Origin of the sequence: Nocardioides cavernaquae, assembly GCF_003600895.1 — a bacterium.
Classification (GTDB): Bacteria; Actinomycetota; Actinomycetes; order Propionibacteriales; family Nocardioidaceae; genus Nocardioides; species Nocardioides cavernaquae.
In genome coordinates this window covers 1,724,977-1,742,942 of the sequence record NZ_QYRP01000002.1, presented here as the reverse complement: position 1 = coordinate 1,742,942, position 17,966 = coordinate 1,724,977, and the positions used below count along the sequence as shown (strand labels likewise).

General features: G+C 72.3%; 17 protein-coding genes. 8 read left to right on the top strand and 9 right to left on the bottom strand.

Features of this window, described 5'->3' with window-relative positions; translation table 11 throughout:
* The first annotated feature begins 76 nt into the window (after nt 1-76).
* From D4739_RS08555 to D4739_RS08535, 5 genes are read left to right on the top strand one after another with little or no spacing between them, the layout of a single operon-like run.
* Complete coding sequence (locus D4739_RS08555; protein WP_182920350.1) at nt 77-1,585, top strand: glycosyltransferase family 4 protein; 1,509 nt, start codon at nt 77-79, stop codon at nt 1,583-1,585.
* Nucleotides 1,582-2,919, top strand: a complete 1,338-nt coding sequence (locus D4739_RS08550; protein ID WP_120060230.1) for a nucleotide sugar dehydrogenase — start codon at nt 1,582-1,584, stop codon at nt 2,917-2,919. The genes D4739_RS08555 and D4739_RS08550 overlap by 4 nt, the downstream gene beginning before the upstream one ends.
* Nucleotides 2,916-3,761, top strand: coding sequence for an ABC transporter permease (locus D4739_RS08545; protein WP_120060229.1), 846 nt, complete (start codon nt 2,916-2,918; stop codon nt 3,759-3,761). The genes D4739_RS08550 and D4739_RS08545 overlap by 4 nt, the downstream gene beginning before the upstream one ends.
* Entirely contained in the window at nt 3,754-4,524 is a 771-nt protein-coding gene (locus tag D4739_RS08540; RefSeq protein WP_120060228.1) for an ABC transporter ATP-binding protein, read from the top strand. The genes D4739_RS08545 and D4739_RS08540 overlap by 8 nt, the downstream gene beginning before the upstream one ends.
* Nucleotides 4,521-5,669, top strand: a complete 1,149-nt coding sequence (locus tag D4739_RS08535) for a glycosyltransferase (protein ID WP_120060227.1) — start codon at nt 4,521-4,523, stop codon at nt 5,667-5,669. Before D4739_RS08540 ends, D4739_RS08535 begins: the two co-directional genes overlap by 4 nt.
* Before the next feature lie 57 nt (nt 5,670-5,726).
* On the opposite strand, the gene D4739_RS08530 is transcribed toward D4739_RS08535, so the two are convergent.
* Nucleotides 5,727-6,773 (bottom strand): glycosyltransferase family 2 protein, encoded by a 1,047-nt coding sequence (locus tag D4739_RS08530; RefSeq protein WP_120060226.1) that lies wholly within the window; start codon nt 6,771-6,773, stop codon nt 5,727-5,729.
* Between the two features lie 101 nt (nt 6,774-6,874).
* Between D4739_RS08530 and D4739_RS08525 the strand changes: the two genes are divergently transcribed.
* Entirely contained in the window at nt 6,875-8,074 is a 1,200-nt protein-coding gene (locus D4739_RS08525) for a class I SAM-dependent methyltransferase (RefSeq protein ID WP_120060225.1), read from the top strand.
* A gap of 78 nt (nt 8,075-8,152) precedes the next feature.
* Here D4739_RS08525 and D4739_RS08520 read toward each other — a convergent pair whose 3' ends face one another.
* Nucleotides 8,153-8,590, bottom strand: a complete 438-nt coding sequence (locus D4739_RS08520) for an Lrp/AsnC family transcriptional regulator (RefSeq protein ID WP_120060224.1) — start codon at nt 8,588-8,590, stop codon at nt 8,153-8,155.
* A 133-nt stretch (nt 8,591-8,723) separates the two neighbouring features.
* On the opposite strand from D4739_RS08520, the gene ddaH reads away from it, so the two are divergent.
* Together ddaH and rocD are read left to right on the top strand one after the other, a co-directional pair.
* On the top strand, nt 8,724-9,566 hold the full coding sequence (gene ddaH / locus D4739_RS08515; RefSeq protein ID WP_120060223.1) for a dimethylargininase: 843 nt from the start codon (nt 8,724-8,726) through the stop codon (nt 9,564-9,566).
* Nucleotides 9,563-10,831, top strand: a complete 1,269-nt coding sequence (rocD, locus tag D4739_RS08510) for an ornithine--oxo-acid transaminase (RefSeq protein ID WP_120060222.1) — start codon at nt 9,563-9,565, stop codon at nt 10,829-10,831. Before ddaH ends, rocD begins: the two co-directional genes overlap by 4 nt.
* A 56-nt stretch (nt 10,832-10,887) precedes the next feature.
* Here rocD and tsaD read toward each other — a convergent pair whose 3' ends face one another.
* The 7 genes from tsaD to D4739_RS08475 form a co-directional block, all read right to left on the bottom strand.
* Entirely contained in the window at nt 10,888-11,928 is a 1,041-nt protein-coding gene (tsaD, locus tag D4739_RS08505) for a tRNA (adenosine(37)-N6)-threonylcarbamoyltransferase complex transferase subunit TsaD (protein ID WP_120060221.1), read from the bottom strand.
* Between the two features lie 121 nt (nt 11,929-12,049).
* A complete protein-coding gene (rimI, locus tag D4739_RS08500; protein WP_120060220.1) occupies nt 12,050-12,484 on the bottom strand; it encodes a ribosomal protein S18-alanine N-acetyltransferase in 435 nt (144 codons plus the stop codon).
* Nucleotides 12,481-13,119 (bottom strand): tRNA (adenosine(37)-N6)-threonylcarbamoyltransferase complex dimerization subunit type 1 TsaB, encoded by a 639-nt coding sequence (gene tsaB, locus D4739_RS08495; protein ID WP_120060219.1) that lies wholly within the window; start codon nt 13,117-13,119, stop codon nt 12,481-12,483. The genes rimI and tsaB overlap by 4 nt, the downstream gene beginning before the upstream one ends.
* Before the next feature lie 9 nt (nt 13,120-13,128).
* A complete protein-coding gene (gene tsaE, locus D4739_RS17150) occupies nt 13,129-14,082 on the bottom strand; it encodes a tRNA (adenosine(37)-N6)-threonylcarbamoyltransferase complex ATPase subunit type 1 TsaE (protein WP_238473578.1) in 954 nt (317 codons plus the stop codon).
* On the bottom strand, nt 14,079-15,218 hold the full coding sequence (locus D4739_RS08485) for an alpha/beta fold hydrolase (protein ID WP_120060218.1): 1,140 nt from the start codon (nt 15,216-15,218) through the stop codon (nt 14,079-14,081). Before D4739_RS08485 ends, tsaE begins: the two co-directional genes overlap by 4 nt.
* On the bottom strand, nt 15,215-16,393 hold the full coding sequence (alr, locus tag D4739_RS08480; protein ID WP_120060217.1) for an alanine racemase: 1,179 nt from the start codon (nt 16,391-16,393) through the stop codon (nt 15,215-15,217). Before alr ends, D4739_RS08485 begins: the two co-directional genes overlap by 4 nt.
* On the bottom strand, nt 16,390-17,865 hold the full coding sequence (locus D4739_RS08475) for a bifunctional ADP-dependent NAD(P)H-hydrate dehydratase/NAD(P)H-hydrate epimerase (protein ID WP_120060216.1): 1,476 nt from the start codon (nt 17,863-17,865) through the stop codon (nt 16,390-16,392). Before D4739_RS08475 ends, alr begins: the two co-directional genes overlap by 4 nt.
* Nucleotides 17,866-17,966 lie beyond the last annotated feature (101 nt).

Genomic DNA, 17,966 nt, shown 5'->3' with positions numbered 1-17,966 from the left:
TAATTCCAGTAAGTTACTATAGATTTGGTAGTAACCACGAACCAGGCCATCCGGCGAGTTGAGGAAGGAGATCCCCGTGCCCACCCATGCAGCAGCAGCCGCGAGCGTCCTCGCCCGCCACCTGGCCCGCAGCACCGACCGGGTCTCCTCGCTCCCCCAGCCCTGGCTCCGCTCCGGGTCGTACGCCGCGGCGGTCGACGCCCTCACCCGCGGCGACCTCACCTCGGCAGCGGGGCACGCCGAGGCGGCCGGTGCGATCGGCCGGCTGCTCCGCCAGCAGGTGGCTGGCGACCTCGCCCTGCTGACCCGGCCACTCGAGACGACCCGCTCTACGTCGTACGGACCGCCCACGGGTGGCGGCGTGCTGCACCTGGTGACGAACGCGTTGCCCGAGGTGCAGGCCGGCTACACCGTGCGCACGCAGGGCATCGCTCGCGCCCAGCTCTCGGCCGGCACTCCCGTCCGTGTCGTGACTCAGCTCGGGTTCCCCGTGACGAAGGGCCACCTCCGGGCGGACTTCGAGGTGGTCGTCGACGGGGTCACGCATCACCGCCTGCTGCCGCGACGCCTCCCGCTGCGCGCCGACGCCGCCCTCGCCCGCGGCATCGAGCACGCGGCCCGCCTGGTGGAGCAGGTCCGCCCGGACGTCCTCCACGCCCACAGCAACCACGTCAACGCCCAGGTCGCGCTCGCCCTGCGGGCCCGGTTCGCGATCCCGGTCGTCTACGAGGCGCGCGGCTTCCTCGAGGAGACCTGGCGCAGCCGGAACTCCCGCGGCACCGACGCGGAGACCTACCGGCTGGCACGGGCCCGCGAGACCGAGTGCATGCTCGCCGCCGACGCCGTCGTGACCCTGAGCGAGGCCATGCGCTCCGCGATCGTCGACCGCGGCGTCCCGGCCGACCGCGTGCACGTCGTCGGCAACGGCGTGGACCCGCGCTTCCTGACCGCGAGCCAGGTCGACGAGGGGCGGCCGTTCACCGTCGGCGTGGTCGGCACGCTCAACGCCTACGAGGGCATCGACGTCCTGATCCGGGCGGTAGCCGAGCTCCGGGATGACCCCGCCCAGGCTCCGACGCGGCTCCTGATCGTCGGCGACGGCCCGGCCCGTGCCGATCTCGAAGCCCTGGCCGACAGCCTCGGCCTGCAGGGCACGGTCGCCTTCACGGGTCGTGTGCCGCACAGCGCCGTCCCGGGGATCTACCGCTCCATCGACGTGTACGCCGTGCCCCGCGCCGACCTCCCCGTCACCCGCCTCGTGCCGCCGCTCAAGCCGGTCGAGGCCATGGGCCTCGGGCGCCCGGTGATCGCGAGCGACCTGGCGCCACTGCGCGAGCTGGTCGGGGACGAGCGCGGCTTGCTCGTCCCGCCCGGGGACCGGCACGCGTTGGCCGCAGCGATCGCGCGGCTTCGCGACGACCCCGGCCTGCGGCACACGCTCGGCGCCGCCGGCAGCTCCTGGGCCGCCACGCACCGGACCTGGGCGGCCGCCGCCGACAGCTACCAGCAGATCTACGCCAGCACCCGAGCCAGCGCCACGACCCGCACCACACCCAGCGCCGTCACCACCGGAGGACACCGATGACCGCCACGATCACCCACCTGACCGACAAGACGGCCACCCCCGCACCTCGCCAGCGCCGCACGGCCACGAAGAAGGCGACCGTCGACCTGGTCGTGATCGGCCTCGGCTACGTCGGGCTGCCGCTCGCTCAGGCCGCCAGCCGCGCCGGTCTCTCGGTCGTGGGGCTGGACGTCAGCGAGCGTGCGGTCGCCGGCCTGAACGAGGGTCGCTCCCACGTCGACGACCTGAGCGACGACGACATCGCAGCCCTGAAGGAGGCGGGGTTCCGGGCGACCACGGATGCCTCGGTCCTCGCCGAGGCGGCCGTCGCGGTGATCTGCGTGCCGACTCCGCTGGGCGCCGAGGGTGGGCCCGACCTGGGGGCCGTGAAGTCCGCGGTCGGCGTGATCGGTGAGCACCTGCACCCGGGCCAGCTCGTGGTGCTCGAGTCGACGACGTACCCGGGCACGACGCAGGACGTCGTCCTGCCGCAGCTCGAGGCGGCCTCCGGCCTGGTCGCCGGCGAGGACTTCCACCTGGCCTTCTCCCCCGAGCGGATCGACCCCGGCAACGCGACCTGGGGGCTGACCAACACCCCGAAGATCGTCGGCGGCATCACTCCCGAGAGCACCGAGCGGGCCGCGACGTTCTACCGGCGCTTCGTCGACACGGTCGTCGAGGCGAGCGGACCGGCCGAGGCGGAGACCGCGAAGCTCCTGGAGAACACCTACCGCCACATCAACATCGCGCTGGTCAACGAGATGGCGCGGTTCTGCCACGAGCTCAAGATCGACCTGTGGGACGTGATCCGCTGCGCCTCGACCAAGCCGTTCGGCTTCCAGGCGTTCTACCCGGGACCAGGCGTCGGCGGCCACTGCATCCCGATCGACCCCAACTACCTCTCCCACAACGTGCGCGCGAAGCTCGGCTACCCGTTCCGGTTCGTGGAGCTGGCCGAGGAGATCAACGCGACCATGCCGTCCTACGTCGCCCACCGGGCACAGAACCTCCTCAACGCCCATGGCAAGGCGATCCACGGCTCGTCGGTGCTGCTGCTCGGCGTGACCTACAAGCCCGACATCGCCGACCAGCGTGAGTCGCCGGCCGTGCCACTGGCCCGCCACCTCGACCTCCTCGGCGCGCGCGTGGTCTACCACGACCCGAACGTCCAGAACTGGGAGCCGGGCCTCGACGTCACCCGCGCCGACGACCTGGCGACCGCACTCGCGTTCGCCGACCTGGTGATCCTGGTCCAGCCCCACAGTGCCTACGACGTCCCGGCGCTGGTCGAGTCCTCGCGACTCTTCTTCGACACCCGGGGCGTCACCCAGGGCGATGGAGCACACCGGTTGTGAGCCTCGACCTCCTCGCCGCGGAACACGGTCTGACCCGGGTCGGCGGCCGCCCCACGCTGGCGGCGTACCTCCGCGAGCTGTGGCGACGTCGCCACTTCGCGATCGCGCTCGGCGCGGCCCGCGCCTACAGCCGCAACCAGGGCAGCTTCCTGGGCCAGACCTGGGCGATCCTCACACCGCTGCTGTGGGCCGGGGTCTACCTGCTCGTCTTCGGCGTCATGCTCGGCACGGACGCCGGCATCGGCAACTACATCGGCTTCCTGGTCATCGGGGTCTTCCTGTTCCACTTCACCAGCGCGAACATCAACAACGGCTCGGGCGCGATCGTCAACAACTCCGGGCTGGTGACGTCGCTGCAGTTCCCCCGGGCACTGCTGCCGTTCAGCATCGTGCTGGCCGAGTTGTTCACCCTCGCCCCGGCCCTCCTCGTGCTGCTGGTGCTGGTCCCGCTCTCGGGCGAGGCCCCGCAGTGGTCGTGGCTGCTGCTGCCCTTCGCGATCGGCCTGCAGTGGATCTTCGGGACGGGCGCCGCACTGCTGTGCGCCCGCCTGGTCAACGACGTCCGCGACCTCGGCCAGCTCATCCCGTTCGGGATCCGCGGCCTCATGTATGCCTCCGGCGTCTTCTACTCGATCGACCGCTACGCCGGAGACGGCGTCGTCGGCTGGCTGCTGACGCACCAGCCGATCGCGGTCTACCTCGAGCTCGGCAGGGCCACCCTCCTTGCCGAGTACGACGCGTCGCTGACGCTGTGGCTCTGGGGTGCCGCGTGGGCCGCGCTCGCGCTCGTCGTCGGGCTGGTCTACTTCTGGCGCGGAGAGGCGAGGTACGGCCGTGGCTGACATCCCCCTGGGGCGCCCGTCGCTCATCGTCGACGACGTCCACGTCGACTACCGCACCTACGGCGGCCGCCGGCTCGGACCGCGGCAGTCGCGCCTGCTGCGCCACGTCGGCACGGTCGACGTCGTCCAGGCCGTCCGCGGCGTCTCCTTCGTGGCCCGCCACGGCGAGTCGATCGGGGTCGTCGGCCACAACGGCTCGGGCAAGAGCACGCTGATGCGCGCGATCGCCGGGAGCCAGCCGCTGAAGTCCGGCGCGATCTGGACCGACGGGTCCGCGGCCCTGCTCGGCGTCAACGCGGCCCTCATGCGCGACCTGAGCGGCGAGCAGAACATCCGGCTGGGCGGGCTCGCGCTCGGCCAGACCCGCGGGCAGGTCGCCGCGTCGTACGACGAGGTGGCCGACTTCGCCGGTATCGGCGAGTTCCTGCACCTCCCGATGCGCACCTACTCGGCCGGCATGGGGGCTCGCCTGCGGTTTGCGATCTCCTCCGCGGCCCGCCCGGACATCCTGCTGATCGACGAGGCACTGGCCACGGGTGACGCGGAGTTCCGTCGCCGCAGCGAGCGACGCATCGAGGAGATCCGGGCCCAGGCCGGCACGGTGCTGCTGGTCAGCCACCAGCTGAGCCACATCCGCGAGATGTGCGACCGCGTGCTGTGGATCCACCGCGGCGAGCTCCTGGCCGACGGACCGACCGCGGAGGTCCTCGAGCGCTACGCCGAGGTGACCAGCCTGCCGGCGAAACGGCGGGCCGGCGCATGAGCACCCCCGGCGAGCGGCTTCCCGGACGGCCTGGGCGAGCACTGGTGGTCACCGTCGTGCACCACCCCGAGGACGCCCGGATCCGGCACCGCCAGATCGCCGCCCTGCTGGAGAACGGCTGGGAGGTGACCTACGCGGCGCCGTTCACGGGCTACGGGCTCGACCTGCCGCCGGCTCCGGCAGGGCTGCGCCAGATCGACCTGCCGCGCGCACTCGGCCGCTCGCGCCTCACGGCGCAGAGGGCTGCCCGCAAGCTGGTCAGGTCCGAGGCGGAGCAGCACCACCTGGTCCTGCTCCACGACCCCGAGCTGCTCCTCGCCGTACGCGGAATCGACCCGCGCCGCGTCGTCTGGGACGTGCACGAGGACACGGCCGCGGCACTTGCCATGAAGGGCTGGGTCCCCGGACCACTCCGGCGTCCCACCCGTTGGGCCGTACGCCGCGTCGAGGCCGCCGCGGAACGACGCGCCCACCTGCTGCTGGCCGAGGACGCCTATCAGCAGCGGTTCGCTCGACCGCACCCCGTCGTCCCGAACACCACCCGGGTCCCGGCGTCGACCGCGCCTCCCGACCAGCCCCGCGTGGTCTACGTGGGGCACCTGACCCGCGCTCGTGGAGCACATGAGCTGGTCGCCCTCGGCCGGCTGCTGCACGAGCACACCGGCGGGCGGATCCGGGTCGAGCTCGTGGGCCATGCTGACGCCGAGACGACCGCTCTGCTCTCCGACTCCGATGCAGTCACCTGGCACGGCTTCCTCCCGCACGACCGGGCGATGGAGCTCGTCGACGGCGCACTGGCCGGCCTGTCGCTCCTCCACGACCAGCCCAACTACCGGATCTCCCAGCCGACCAAGGTCGTGGAGTACCTCGCCCACGGCGTACCCGTCATCACGACGCCGCTCCCCCGCGCCGCCGAACTGGTCACCGCCACCGGCGCCGGCGTCGTCGTACCGTTCACGCCCTCGGGCACCGCCGCCCCGGAGCGCGTCCTCCAGGCGATCCTGCGCCTCGACGTCGACGTTGAGGGCCGCCGACGGATGGGTGCCCGCGGGCACGCCTACGCCGCCGCGCGACTGGACTGGTCGGTGCGCTCGGGCGAGTTCGTGTCGCGCCTCGGCTCGATCGCCGGCGCCCCCCGTCCGTAGCGACGCCGCCGGGGCCACCTTCCCAAGTCCCGGCGACCTCCGCCCGAGGCGGGCGGGTCAGCGGCGCTGGCTGCGCGGTATCGACCGGAGGAACCCGGCACCCCAGGAGAGATGCATCGTGATCACGACGAGCGGCAGCAACGCCCGGGACTGCCAGGGCAGACCGCGGCCCATCGGGAGGGTCGCGGCGAGCACGCCGGCGACGTAGCCGAACGGGGCGAGGAAGCCGGCGAGCAGCACGGCACCGGGGACGCCGCCGACCACGAGCCCGATCACTCCGAGGAGTACGCCGAGGGCGACGGCCGCCGTGACGATCGGAGCCGCGAGGTAACGCAGGCTCGCGGTCCTCGGGTGGGCGTCGACGATCTGCCGGCGCCACTGGCCTGAGCCGTAGAACTGCTTCCGCAGCGCCTTGAAGTCACGGCGCGGGCGATAGGTGACGGCGAGGTGTGGCGTGAACCAGACGGTGTGCCCGGCATCGCGGATCCTGAAGTTGAGCTCCCAGTCCTGGGCCCGGTGGAAGTGCTCGTCGAAGCCGCCAAGCTCGGTGAGCACGTCGCGACGGAATGCCCCGAGGTAGACCGTGCGGGCCGGGCCGGGCTCGCCGCCGACGTGGAACTTCGAGCCGCCGATGCCCAGCGGAGACGACATCGCCGCAGCCACGGCACGCCCGAAATGGGTGTCTCCCTCGACGCGCATCATGCCGCCGACGTTGGCGGCTCCCGTCGTGTCGAGCAGGTGGACCACGTCGCGGACGTAGCCCTCGGGCAGGAGGCCGTGGGCGTCGACCCGGATCAGGTAGGGGTGGCTGGAGGCGGCGATCGCGAGGTTCAACGCATGAGGCGTGCGGCCGGCCGGGTTCTCGACCAGCACGATGCGCGGGTCCTCGGCCGCGAGCTCGGCCGCGATCCGGTGGGTGCCGTCGCTGCTCGGCCCGAGCGCGAGGACGACCTCGACCTCGCCGTCGTACTCCTGGCGGAGCACGCGCTCGACGGACTGGCGCAGGTAGCGCTCCTCGTTGAGCACAGGGATCACCACGGACACCGCCGTCGCAACACGGGGGGCGGCGAGGATCGCGCTCTGCTCGACGGTCCGGAACTGCATGCTCCACCTCTTCCCCCGGGCCGATTCCCCGAGCGGTTTCTGAGTCTTACTTATCTTAGTCTACTGATTTTATTGTCTTTGTCATTCGCTACCCTCCGGAGGTGGATCTGGACGCCTTCCGCTGGCTGCTCACCGAGCCCGGCCAGCAGCTGCTGACCCGGGCCACCCACCTGTACGCCGACAGCTTTGACGGACCTTCCGGCGACCTTGTGAGGACCGCCACCGCGCTCCGCAAGGTCGAGCCGGATGCCGCGCGGGCGACCGTGGCGCTGAGCCAGGTGCAGCTGCGCCACCGCGCAGTCGCCAAGTTCGGACCGGACGCGACCGCGATGTACTTCGTCGGCGAGGCGCTCGAGCAGGCCACCCGCCCCCGGGTCGCCGCCCACCGGGCCGCACGACTGGCAGCCGCCGAGCCCTCCAGCGTCATCGACCTGGGCTGCGGCATCGGCGGTGACCTCATCGCGTTCGCCCGCGCCGGGCTCACCGCGGCCGGCGTCGACATCGACCCGCTCCGCGTCGAGGTCGCTCGCGCCAACCTGTCCGCGCTCGGGCTGGCCGGTGCGGTCAGCGTCGCGGACTCGACGACGCTCGACCTGGCTGGCTTCGGGGCCGTCTTCGCCGACCCGGCCCGCCGCAGCGCAGCGGGCCGGATCTTCGATGTCAACGGCTGGACGCCGTCGTGGGAGTTCGTCCTCGGGCTCCTGACCCGGAACGCGATCGTGAAGGTCGCCCCCGGCATCCCCCACGAGCTGGTGCCCGAGGGCGTCGAGGCCGAGTGGGTCAGCGAGGGCGGCGACGTCAAGGAGGCGGCACTCTGGTCACCGCGACTGGCGACCGCCCGCCGCCGCGCCACCGTGATCGGCGAGGGCGGACTGGCAACCATCACCGAGGAGGACGACCCGTACGACGGCGTGCCCGAGCGCCCCGTCCGCCCGGTCGGCGCCTTCCTCTACGAGCCCGACGGAGCCGTGATCCGGGCCGGACTGGTCACCGCGATCGCGTCCGGCGTCGACGGCGGGCTGCTCGACGAGCACATCGCCTACGTGACATCGGACCTCGCCTTCCACTCACCCTTCACGAAGGGCTACCGCGTGCTCGAGGAGCTCCCCTATCGGGAGAAGCAGCTCAAGGCCGCCCTGCGCGACCGCGGCATCGGCACGCTGGCGATCAAGAAGCGCGGCGTCCAGATCGTGCCGGAGCAGCTGCGCAAGCGACTCGATCTGGCCGGTGACAACGAGGGCACGCTCATCCTGACCCGCGTCACCGGCGTCGGCACGGCGTACCTCGTCCAACCCCTCTGACCCGCCGAACCGTCAGGTTTGGCGGGCCGAACCGTCAGGTTTGGCGGGCCGAACCGTCAGGTTTGGCGGGCCGAAACGTCAAGACCGCGGGCGGTCGATCAGCCGCGACAGCACGATCGCGCTCTTGGAGTGGTCGACGTTGGGGTGGTCACGCAACTTCTCCAGCGCCCGCTCGAGGGCAGCGACGTCCTTCGCCAGCATGTGCACGAGCGCGTCGGCGCTGCCGGTGACCGAGCACGCGCCGACCACCTCGGGCAGCCCGCCCAGCATCTGCCGCAGCACCGCCGGCGCGACGGTGCCGGTGCAGTAGAGCTCGATGTAGGCCTCGGTCGTCCAGCCGAGCGCCGGTGCGTCGATCACGGCCGTGTAACCCTTGATGACGCCACGCTCGGTCAGCCGGTCGACCCGCCGCTTCACGGCCGGCGCGGACAGGCCGACCTGCTCGCCGATCTCGGCAAAAGTGGCGCGGGCGTTGTCGAGCAGGCAGCCCACCACCTGGCGGTCGATGTCGTCCACGAGCCCTCCCGGAGTGAGGTCGTCCACTGGATGCAACAGATCTTCTTTTCACGACGATACGCGCAACGGATCCCTCCTGGATGCGCAACGGCTAGCGATCGATTGCAGAGCACTTCGTTCCCACACTTGACGCATGACCGTCCTCGCGCTGCCCTCTGACGTCCCGGTCCCCCGGACCTCCCGTCCGCGGCACTACCTGATGTGTCGCCCCGAGCACTTCACCGTCAGCTACAGCATCAATCCGTGGATGGATCCCGACGTCCCGGTCAGCACCGACCGCGCCCTCGCACAGTGGGAGCGCCTGCGGCGGATCTACCTCGAGCTCGGCCACGCGGTCGACGTCATCGCCCCGGTCCCGGGCCTCCCCGACATGGTGTACGCCGCCAACGGCGGCACGACCGCCCGCGGACGTGCCCTCGGCGCGAAGTTCAGGTTCCCCGAACGCGCCGCCGAGGGCCCGGCGTACCTTGCGTGGCTCCGCGAGGCCGGCCTGACCCATGTGAAGGAGCCGGTCGCGACCAACGAGGGCGAGGGCGACTTCCTCGTCGTCGGCGAGCGGATCCTCGCCGGCACCGGCTTCCGCACCGAGCCCGCCGCGCATGCCGAGGCGCAGGAGTTCTTCGGCCTGCCGGTCACCTCGCTGACGCTGGTCGACCCGCGGTTCTACCACCTCGACACCGCGCTCGCCGTGCTCGACGACGACACGGTCGCCTACTACCCGGCGGCGTTCAGCCCGGGCAGCCGGGAGGTCCTGCGCACGCTCTTCCCCGACGCGATCATCGCCTCCGAGGCGGACGCGGTCGTGCTCGGGCTCAACGTGGTCAGCGACGGCCGCAACGTCATCGTCGCCGCGGCCGCGGAGGGCCTGATCGCCCAGCTCTCCGCCCACGGCTTCACCCCCATCCCCGTCGATCTGTCCGAGCTGCTCAAGGGCGGCGGCGGACCCAAGTGCTGCACTCTGGAGATTCGCGTATGACCGCCACTCAGATCCCCCGCCAGGCCATCGTTCCCGCCGCACCGCTCCCGGGCTCCCCGCGGAGCTCGGCGGACCACATCGCGCTCGCCGAGCAGCACGCGGCGCACAACTACTCGCCGCTCCCGATCGTGGCCAGCCACGCCGAGGGGGCGTGGATCACCGACCTCACCGGCCGGCGCTACCTCGACTGCCTCGCGGCGTACTCCGCGGTGAACTTCGGCCACAGCAACCCCCAGGTGCTCGCCGCCGCCCGCGAGCAGCTGGAGCGCGTGACCCTGGTCAGCCGTGCCTTCCACCACGACCAGTTCGGGCCGTTCTGCGCGGAGCTCGCCGGGCTGATCGGCAAGGAGATGGTGCTGCCGATGAACACCGGCGCCGAGGCGGTCGAGACCGGGCTCAAGCTGGCCCGCAAGTGGGGCCAGGAGGTCCGCGGCATCCCCGCCGAGGAGTCGGTCATCGTCGTCGCGTCCGGCAACTTCCACGGCCGCACCACGACCATCATCAGCTTCTCCGACGACCCCGACGCACGCGCCGGCTTCGGGCCCTACACGCCCGGCTTCCGCACCGTCCCGTACGCCGATGCGGCGGCGCTCGAACGCACGCTCACCGAGCTGGAAGGCCGGGTGGTCGCCGTCCTGCTCGAGCCGATCCAGGGCGAGGCCGGCGTGATCGTGCCGCCGCCGTCCTACCTTCCCGCCGTCCGCGCTGCCTGCACGAAGGCCGGGGTGCTGATGATCGCCGACGAGATCCAGTCCGGTCTGGGCCGCACCGGGCGCACTCTCGCCAGCGAGCACTGGGGAGTCCAGCCGGACGTCGTACTCCTCGGCAAGGCGCTCGGGGGCGGCGTACTCCCCGTCTCAGCGGTCCTCGCCGACGCCGACGTGATGGAGGTCTTCCAGCCCGGCCAGCACGGGTCGACGTTCGGCGGCAACCCGCTGGCGTGCGCGGTCGGGCGGGCCGTGGTCGGCATGCTCGGGACCGGCTACTGGCAGGCGCGCGCATCCGCACTCGGCGAGCACCTCCACATGCGCCTCGGCTCGCTGGTCGGGGACGGGGTGACCCAGGTGCGGGGCCTCGGGCTCTGGGCGGGCATCGACGTCGATCCGGCAGCCGGCACCGGGCGCGAGGTCTGCAAGCGCCTGCTCGCCCAGGGCGTGCTGGCCAAGGACACCCACGGCCAGACCGTCCGGCTCGCGCCGCCACTGGTCATCGAGGAGCACGAGATCGACCTCGCCGTCGACGCGCTGTCCAACGCACTGGCCTGACCAAGGCCTCCGGCTCGCCGGGAAGAGTCAGGGCGAGTCAGAGCGGGCGGGGCAGGTCAGGCGACGACGGTCGTGATCGGCTGGCTCGAGTCGGCGGGGAGATCGAGCGCCGAGGGGGTGCGACCACGGGCCACGAGCTCGGAGCCCAGTGCGGCCACCATCGCGCCGTTGTCGGTGCACAGGCCGGGCCGCGGCACGCGGATCCGGATCCCGCGGTCGGCAGCCCGCGACTCGGCCATCGCGCGGAGCCGGGAGTTCGCGGCGACGCCGCCGCCGATCATGATCGTGTCCACGTCGTGCTCAGCTGCTGCATCGAGCGCCTTGCGAACGAGCACGTCGCAGACCGCCTCCTGGAACGACGCGGCGACATCGGCGACAGGCACCGGCTCACCGGCCCGCTCACGTGCCTCGACCCAGCGGGCGACCGCCGTCTTGAGCCCCGAGAACGAGAAGTCGAAGCGGTGCCGCTCCAGGTCCTTGCGGGAGGTCAGACCGCGCGGGAAGTCGATGGTGATCTCCCCGTCGGCCGCGACCCGGTCGATGTGCGGGCCACCGGGGAACGGCAGCCCGAGCACCCGCGCCACCTTGTCGAACGCCTCACCGGCGGCATCGTCGATCGTGGCGCCGAGCGGCGTGACCCCGAGCGTGATGTCGTCGACCAGCAGCAGGGACGAGTGGCCGCCGGACACCAGCATCGCCAGGCAGCGCTCCGGCAGCGGGCCGTGCTCGAGCTGGTCGACGGCGACGTGCGAGGCGAGGTGGTTCACGCCGTACAGGGGCTTGTCGAGTCCGAGTGCCAGCGCCTTCGCGGAGGCGACGCCGACCAGCAACGCGCCCGCCAGGCCAGGACCGGAGGTCACCGCGATCGCGTCCAGGTCGCGCAGCGAGACGCCTGCGGTCGCACAGGCACGCTCGATCGTCGGCACCATCGCCTCGAGGTGGGCCCGCGACGCGACCTCGGGGACGACACCACCGAAGCGGGCGTGCTCCTCCACCGACGACGCCACGGCGTCGGCCAGCAAGGTGTGGCCCCGCACGATGCCGACCCCGGTCTCGTCGCACGAGGTCTCGATGCCGAGGACGAGGGGTTCACTCATGGGCGCCATTGTGCCGTGCCGCGACCGTTACCCAACCTTGACCTGCCGCGCCCGGTGGATCACATAGCCTGCCCGGAACCCCGAGGTGCACTCCCTGCCGGCAACGGCGGACCCCGAGCCCTCAGGGAAAGAGGTCGGCGGCCATGACGATGGCAGCGGCACCGCTGCGGTAGTAGCGCGCACGCCGGTCGATCTCCACGAAGCCGCGTTGCGCGTAGAACCGCAGCGCGGCTTCGTTGTCCTCGGCCACCTCGAGCAGCATCCGCTCAGCGCCCGACGCAGCAGCTGCCCGCATCGCCTCACGCAGCAGCGCCGACGCCCTGCCCCCACGCTGGTACGCCGCGTCCACAGCGATCCGCTGCAGGTCGCTCACGTCCCCGATGGTCCGGGTGACGACGTAGCCGGCCAGCTCCTCGCCAGCGTGCAGGATGAATCCCGCCCCGAAACCGGTGAGCTCCTCGCTCACCTGCTCGGCACTCCAGGCGTCGACACCGAAGAGTGCCGCTTCGAGCCCGGCGATCGCGGCGGCATCGCCTGCAGTCGCCGGCCGGATCACGAGACCTTCTTGGGCCCGGCGCTCGCCACGGCATCGGGGCGGCGCAGGTAGAGCGGCTCCGGGTCGAGCAACGGCACCGTGCCTGCGGCGACCAGGCGGGCCAGCCAGCCGGCGCTCGGCCGGAACGGGTAGACCGCGTTGGGGAACGAGTCGGGGTAGAGCGTCGCGCCCTCGCCGGCAGTCGGCAGGGTCGATGCGGCATCCACGGGGCGGATCACCTCGGGACCGGACAGCCGGGCCCCCGTCGCGTCGTACGCCGCGAGGTAGACCTCCTTGCGTCGCGCATCGGTGGCGACCAGGAAGTCGCCGACGACCGCGCCGCGCGCGACCGCCTCGGCAGCGAGCACGTCGAGAGTGCAGACGCCGTGGACCGGGACCCCGAGCACCATGCCGAGCGTGCGTGCGGTGACCAGGCCGACGCGCAGGCCGGTGAACGGGCCAGGACCGACCCCGACCCCGATCGCGGTGATGTCGGCAACCGTCGCGTGAGCGGCGGCGAGCACTGTCGCGATCATCGGAGCGAGGTGCTCGCCGTGCTTCATCGACTGCTCGGAGCGCTCCTCGGCGACCACGTCGGTGCCGTCGTAGAGCGCAACGGCGACCTGAGCGGTTGCGGTGTCGAGGGCGAGGAGCACGGCAGAAGGCTACTGGGCGCGGCCGGGCAGCGTGACGCCCAGCCAGCGGGCGCCGACCGGGACCAGCTCCACGCGACGGGTGTCGTCGTCTGCCCCGGCGTCACCGTCGGAATCGAGGGCCCCGCCAGGGCCACCGACGGCGCGGTCGATGCGCACGTGCAGCCGGTCATCCGCGAGCGCCTCGGCGACGCCTGTCCCCCACTCGACGACGGTCACGGCCTGGTCCAGCGAGGTGTCGAGGTCCAGGTCGTCGAGCTCGTCGATGCCGCCGAGCCGGTAGGCGTCGACGTGGACCAGCGACGGGCCACCGACCAGCGACGGGTGCACCCGGGCGATCACGAACGTCGGTGACGTCACGTCACCACGCACCTGCATCCCCACACCGAGGCCCTGGGTGAAGGTGGTCTTGCCGGCACCGAGCTCGCCGCTGAGCACCAGCACGTCACCCGCACGCAGAACCGCCGCCAGCGAGGAACCCAGCGCCCGCATGGCCTCGGCATCCGTCACCTCGACCGTGTGCGGCACCGGGCGCACCAGCTCGACGTAGGGCTTGCGGCGCTCGACCTCGGTGAAGAGGTTGTTGTTCCAGAAGCCGACGTTGGACTCCAGCTCCTCGCGCGCGAGGACGGTGAGCCCGTCGAGCCCGAGCTCGCCTGCGACCACCAGCGACTCACGGACCAGGTCGTGGGCGACGCCGTGGTGCCGCGCCGCCGGAACGACGCCGAAGCGCCTCAGCGCCAGGAGCGAGCCGACCGGGTCGAGCACCAGCCCACCGACCACCTCGCCCTCGATCACGGCGATCAGTCCGCCGTGCGCACCGAGCGCGGCAGCGAGCGTCTCGGGGGTCTCGGCGAGTGCGTCGGACGGCGGATCGAGCGGAGGGCGGCCCGCGAAGGCAGCCCGCACCACGGCGTACAGCTCCGGCGCGGCCTCTGCTCCGACCCGCCGGATATCCGCACTCACCGCACCTTCCTCGACGCGCCTCGGGACGATGCCGCTGACGCGCCCTCGGCACGGGCGACCGGCGCTGAGGCGGCGGACGCCAGCAGCCGGTCGATCGCAGCGTTGACCATCTCGTGGCGTTCGATGAGCACCATGTGACCCGCGCCCTCGGCCTCGGTCAGGGTCGATTCGGGCAGGAGCGAGTGCAGCTTGCGGCTGTGACCGACCGAGGTGAGCTTGTCGCCCGTGCCGCAGACGATCTCGGTCGGGACCTTCTCGAAGGCGTTGATGACCGCGAACTTGTCGAGTGCCTCGAAGTTCGGGAAGAACTCGGCGAGCACCTCGAAGTGGGTGCCGGAGATCATCGTGTCCACGAACTCGATGTACGACGCGGGGACGTCGTCGCCGAACGCGAACATGTCGGTGAAGACCATGGCCAGCGGCGTCGAGACCTTGCGGACACCCTCGACGACCCGCGACGTGCGGGCGAGCGCGGCCACGACCCGGCGGGCCACCTCGCCACCGACGCCCTCGGGGACGAACGGGAGGATCATCCTGGCCGGGCTGAGACCGCCGGCGGTCGTGGCCACGAGGCAGACGCCTGCGATGCGGTCCCCGAACAGCTCGGGGTGCTCCTCGGCCAGCGCGATGATCGTCATGCCACCCATCGAGTGACCGACCAGCACGATGCGCCCCGTCGGCGCGACCTCGTCGATGACCCGGAGCAGGTCCTCGCCGCACTGCTCGATCGTGCTGTGGCCCTCGGTGGAGCGACCCGAGCGACCGTGCGAGCGCTGGTCGTAGAAGACACTGCGGACCTGCCCGCGGAAGCCGGCGCGCTGGAAGTGCCAGCTGTCCAGGTTGAGCGAGAACCCGTGCACGAAGACCACGGTGAGGTGATCGGCCTCAGCGGTCCGGGCCCGGTGGCGCCCGGAAGAGCGGCCGGATGGGGCGACCTCGTCGACCTCGACGTGCAGCTCCACACCATCGGCGGCGATCACCGTGCGCGGGGTCGAGCGCAGGCTGCCGAGCCGCGCCTGGCCCGGGCCTCGGTGCTCGATCTCCCGGCGATGGCGGACGACACCGACCGCCGTGCCTGCCGCGGCCACACCGACCACACCGGCGACCGCCGCAGCGGCCCTGCCCCTCCAGCTCATGCGCCTGCTCCACCCTCGGTGTCGCCGTCCTGGACGGCCTCGGAATCCACGGTGACGCGCGCGAAGCGGCCACCGATCCTGGTCACGATCTCGTAGTTGATGGTGCCCACGGCGGCTGCCCAGTCGGTTGCCGTCGGCTCGCCACACGCACCGGTGCCGAACAGGACGACCTCGTCGCCCGGGCCCGCCGCGGACGACGGACCGAGGTCGATCACGAACTGGTCCATGCAGACCCGGCCCCTGATCGGGCGTCGCGCGCCCTCGGCGTACACCTCGGCGACGTTGGAGCCGTGCCGCGGGACGCCGTCGGCGTAGCCCACCGGCACCAGACCGACGGTCGTCGCGCGGTCGGCGATCCAGGTGTGGCCGTAGGAGACGCCGTCTCCCGCCTGCACCGGCTTGACCAGCGCGAGGCGTGCGCGGGCCGTCATCGCGGGGACCAGCCCGATGTCGGCGGGGGTCTCACCCGGCGCCGGATCGAGGCCGTACGACGCAATGCCGCACCGGACCAGGTCGAACCGTGCCGAGGGCCGGAGGATCGCCGCCGCGCTGTTGGCCAGGTGGCGCACCTCGGGCCGGAGCCCCGCTTCCTCCGCCACGGCGAGTGCGGCGACGAACGCCTTCTCCTGCGCGTCATTGGCGGGGTGGAGTGGGTCGTCACTCGCGGCGAGGTGGGACCAGACGCCGGTGACCACGACGTCGCCGTCGGTCTCGGCCTGGCGCGCGGCCGCCACGAGCGTGGGCCAGTCCTCGGCGGGCGATCCGCCGCGGGAGAGCCCGGTGTCGACCTTGAGCTGCACGCGGGCGCGGACACCCACCTCGCGTGCCGCGGCCCGGATCTCGTCCAGCTCCGCGACGGAGTACGCCGTGACGTCGACGTCCGCCTCGAGCACAGCGCGGTAGTCCTCGCCGGGCACCGTCAGCCAGCACAGCAGCCGGCCGGTGTCACCCGTGGCCCGGACCGTGCGCGCCTCCTCGAGGGTGGCGACACCGAGCCAGGTCGCGCCAGCGTCGCGGGCCGCCTGGGCGGCAGCGGCCAGCCCGTGTCCGTAGCCGTCTGCCTTGACCACGGTCATCATCGCGACCTCGGGTCCGACGATCTCCCGGAGCCGGCGGACGTTGTGCCGGATGGCCGCGACGTCGACGACGATCTCGGCGGGACTCGGGCGGGTCATGGGGTCGATTCTGTCAGGCCGCGTTCGCCGAGGATGCGGCGTACTGCTTCGGGGATGGCGAGCGCGACCCTTCCAGCGGCCAGCGGACCGCCGTCCGCGGCGAGCGTGGCGGCGGCTCCGTGCACCCACGAACCCACCGACGCGGCGTCGAACGGATCCAGCCCGGAGGCCAGGAGTGCGCCGGTCAGACCGGCCAGCACGTCGCCCGCGCCGGCCGTCGCGAGCCACGGAACCCCGGTCGTCGTCACCCGGACCCGGCCGTCCGGGTGGGCGGTGAGGGTGTGCCGGTCCTTGAGGACCACGACGGCACCGAAGCGCACGGCGGCCTCGCGTGCGAAGAGCAGCTGGTGCGCGTCGACCTCGGAGCGCGCGACGTCGAGCATCCGTGCCAGCTCGCCGGCATGGGGCGTGAGGATCGCCGCGACGCCCAGCGAGCCCACCACGTGTGCGAGCGCGTCGGCATCGACGACCACCGGTGTGCCGTCGGCGACTGCTTCCAGCAGGGCCTCCTCGGCGCGGTCGCCACCACCGGATCCGACGACCCAGGCCTGGACCCGCCCGTCGCCCGAGATCGCCTCGGGGTGCTGGGCGCGGACCGTGTCCGCGACTCCTTCGTCGTTGTCGACCGCCCGGTAGCGCACCATGCCCGCGAGCCCGGAGACCGCGCCGGCGACGCAGAGCGCGCCCGCGCCCGGGTACTGCCGCGAACCGGCGCGCACGCCCACGACGCCGCGGGTGTACTTGTGGTCGAACGGGCCGGGCACCGGCAGGAGCGCGGCCACGTCGGCGGCCTGGAGGGATGTCACGGCTGCCTCGGGCAGCGCGAGGCCGATGTCGACGAGCTGCACGACGCCACACGCCTCGGCCGCGGGATCGACCAGGTGGGCGACCTTGTGGGTCCCGAAGGTGACGGTCAGGTCCGCGCGGACATGAGGGCCATCGAGCCGTCCGTTGTCGACGTCGACCCCGCTCGGCACGTCCACCGCAACCACGACCGGCCGCCGCCCGTCCACCCCCGGCCGCGTGTACGCCGCCAGCGCGGCCACCGCTTCCGGCCGGAGCCCCGGACGCCCGCCGATCCCGACGATCCCGTCCACGACCACGTCCGCGGCGAGTTGAGTGCGCAGGTGGCTGCTTTCACCGAATGGCTGTGCACTCGACTCGCCGCGGATGCGGCCGCCCGCGGACCGGAATGCGTCGAGCCCCGCCTCGTGGACCCGGTCGGCGAGCAGAACCGCCTCCACCTTCGCGCCACGACGGGCCAGCAACGCCCCGGCGTACATCGCGTCTGCGCCGTTGTCTCCCGAGCCGACCAGCAGCACGACCCGTCGACCGTAGGCACCACCGAGCAGGTCGATCACGGCGTAGGCCAGACCGGTCGCGGCCCGCTGCATCAGCACCCCGTCAGGGAGCGCGGAGAGGAGCTCCTCCTCCGCCGCCCGGACCTGCGCAACCGTGTGTGCGTGCCGCATGGCGTCAGCCTACGGCCGGGAGGACGCGGCCCGGCGCTCGTGCGACACAGGCGTCCTGCCCAGACCTGCCCGAGGAGGAAGGCATTCCCCGGGGAACCCGC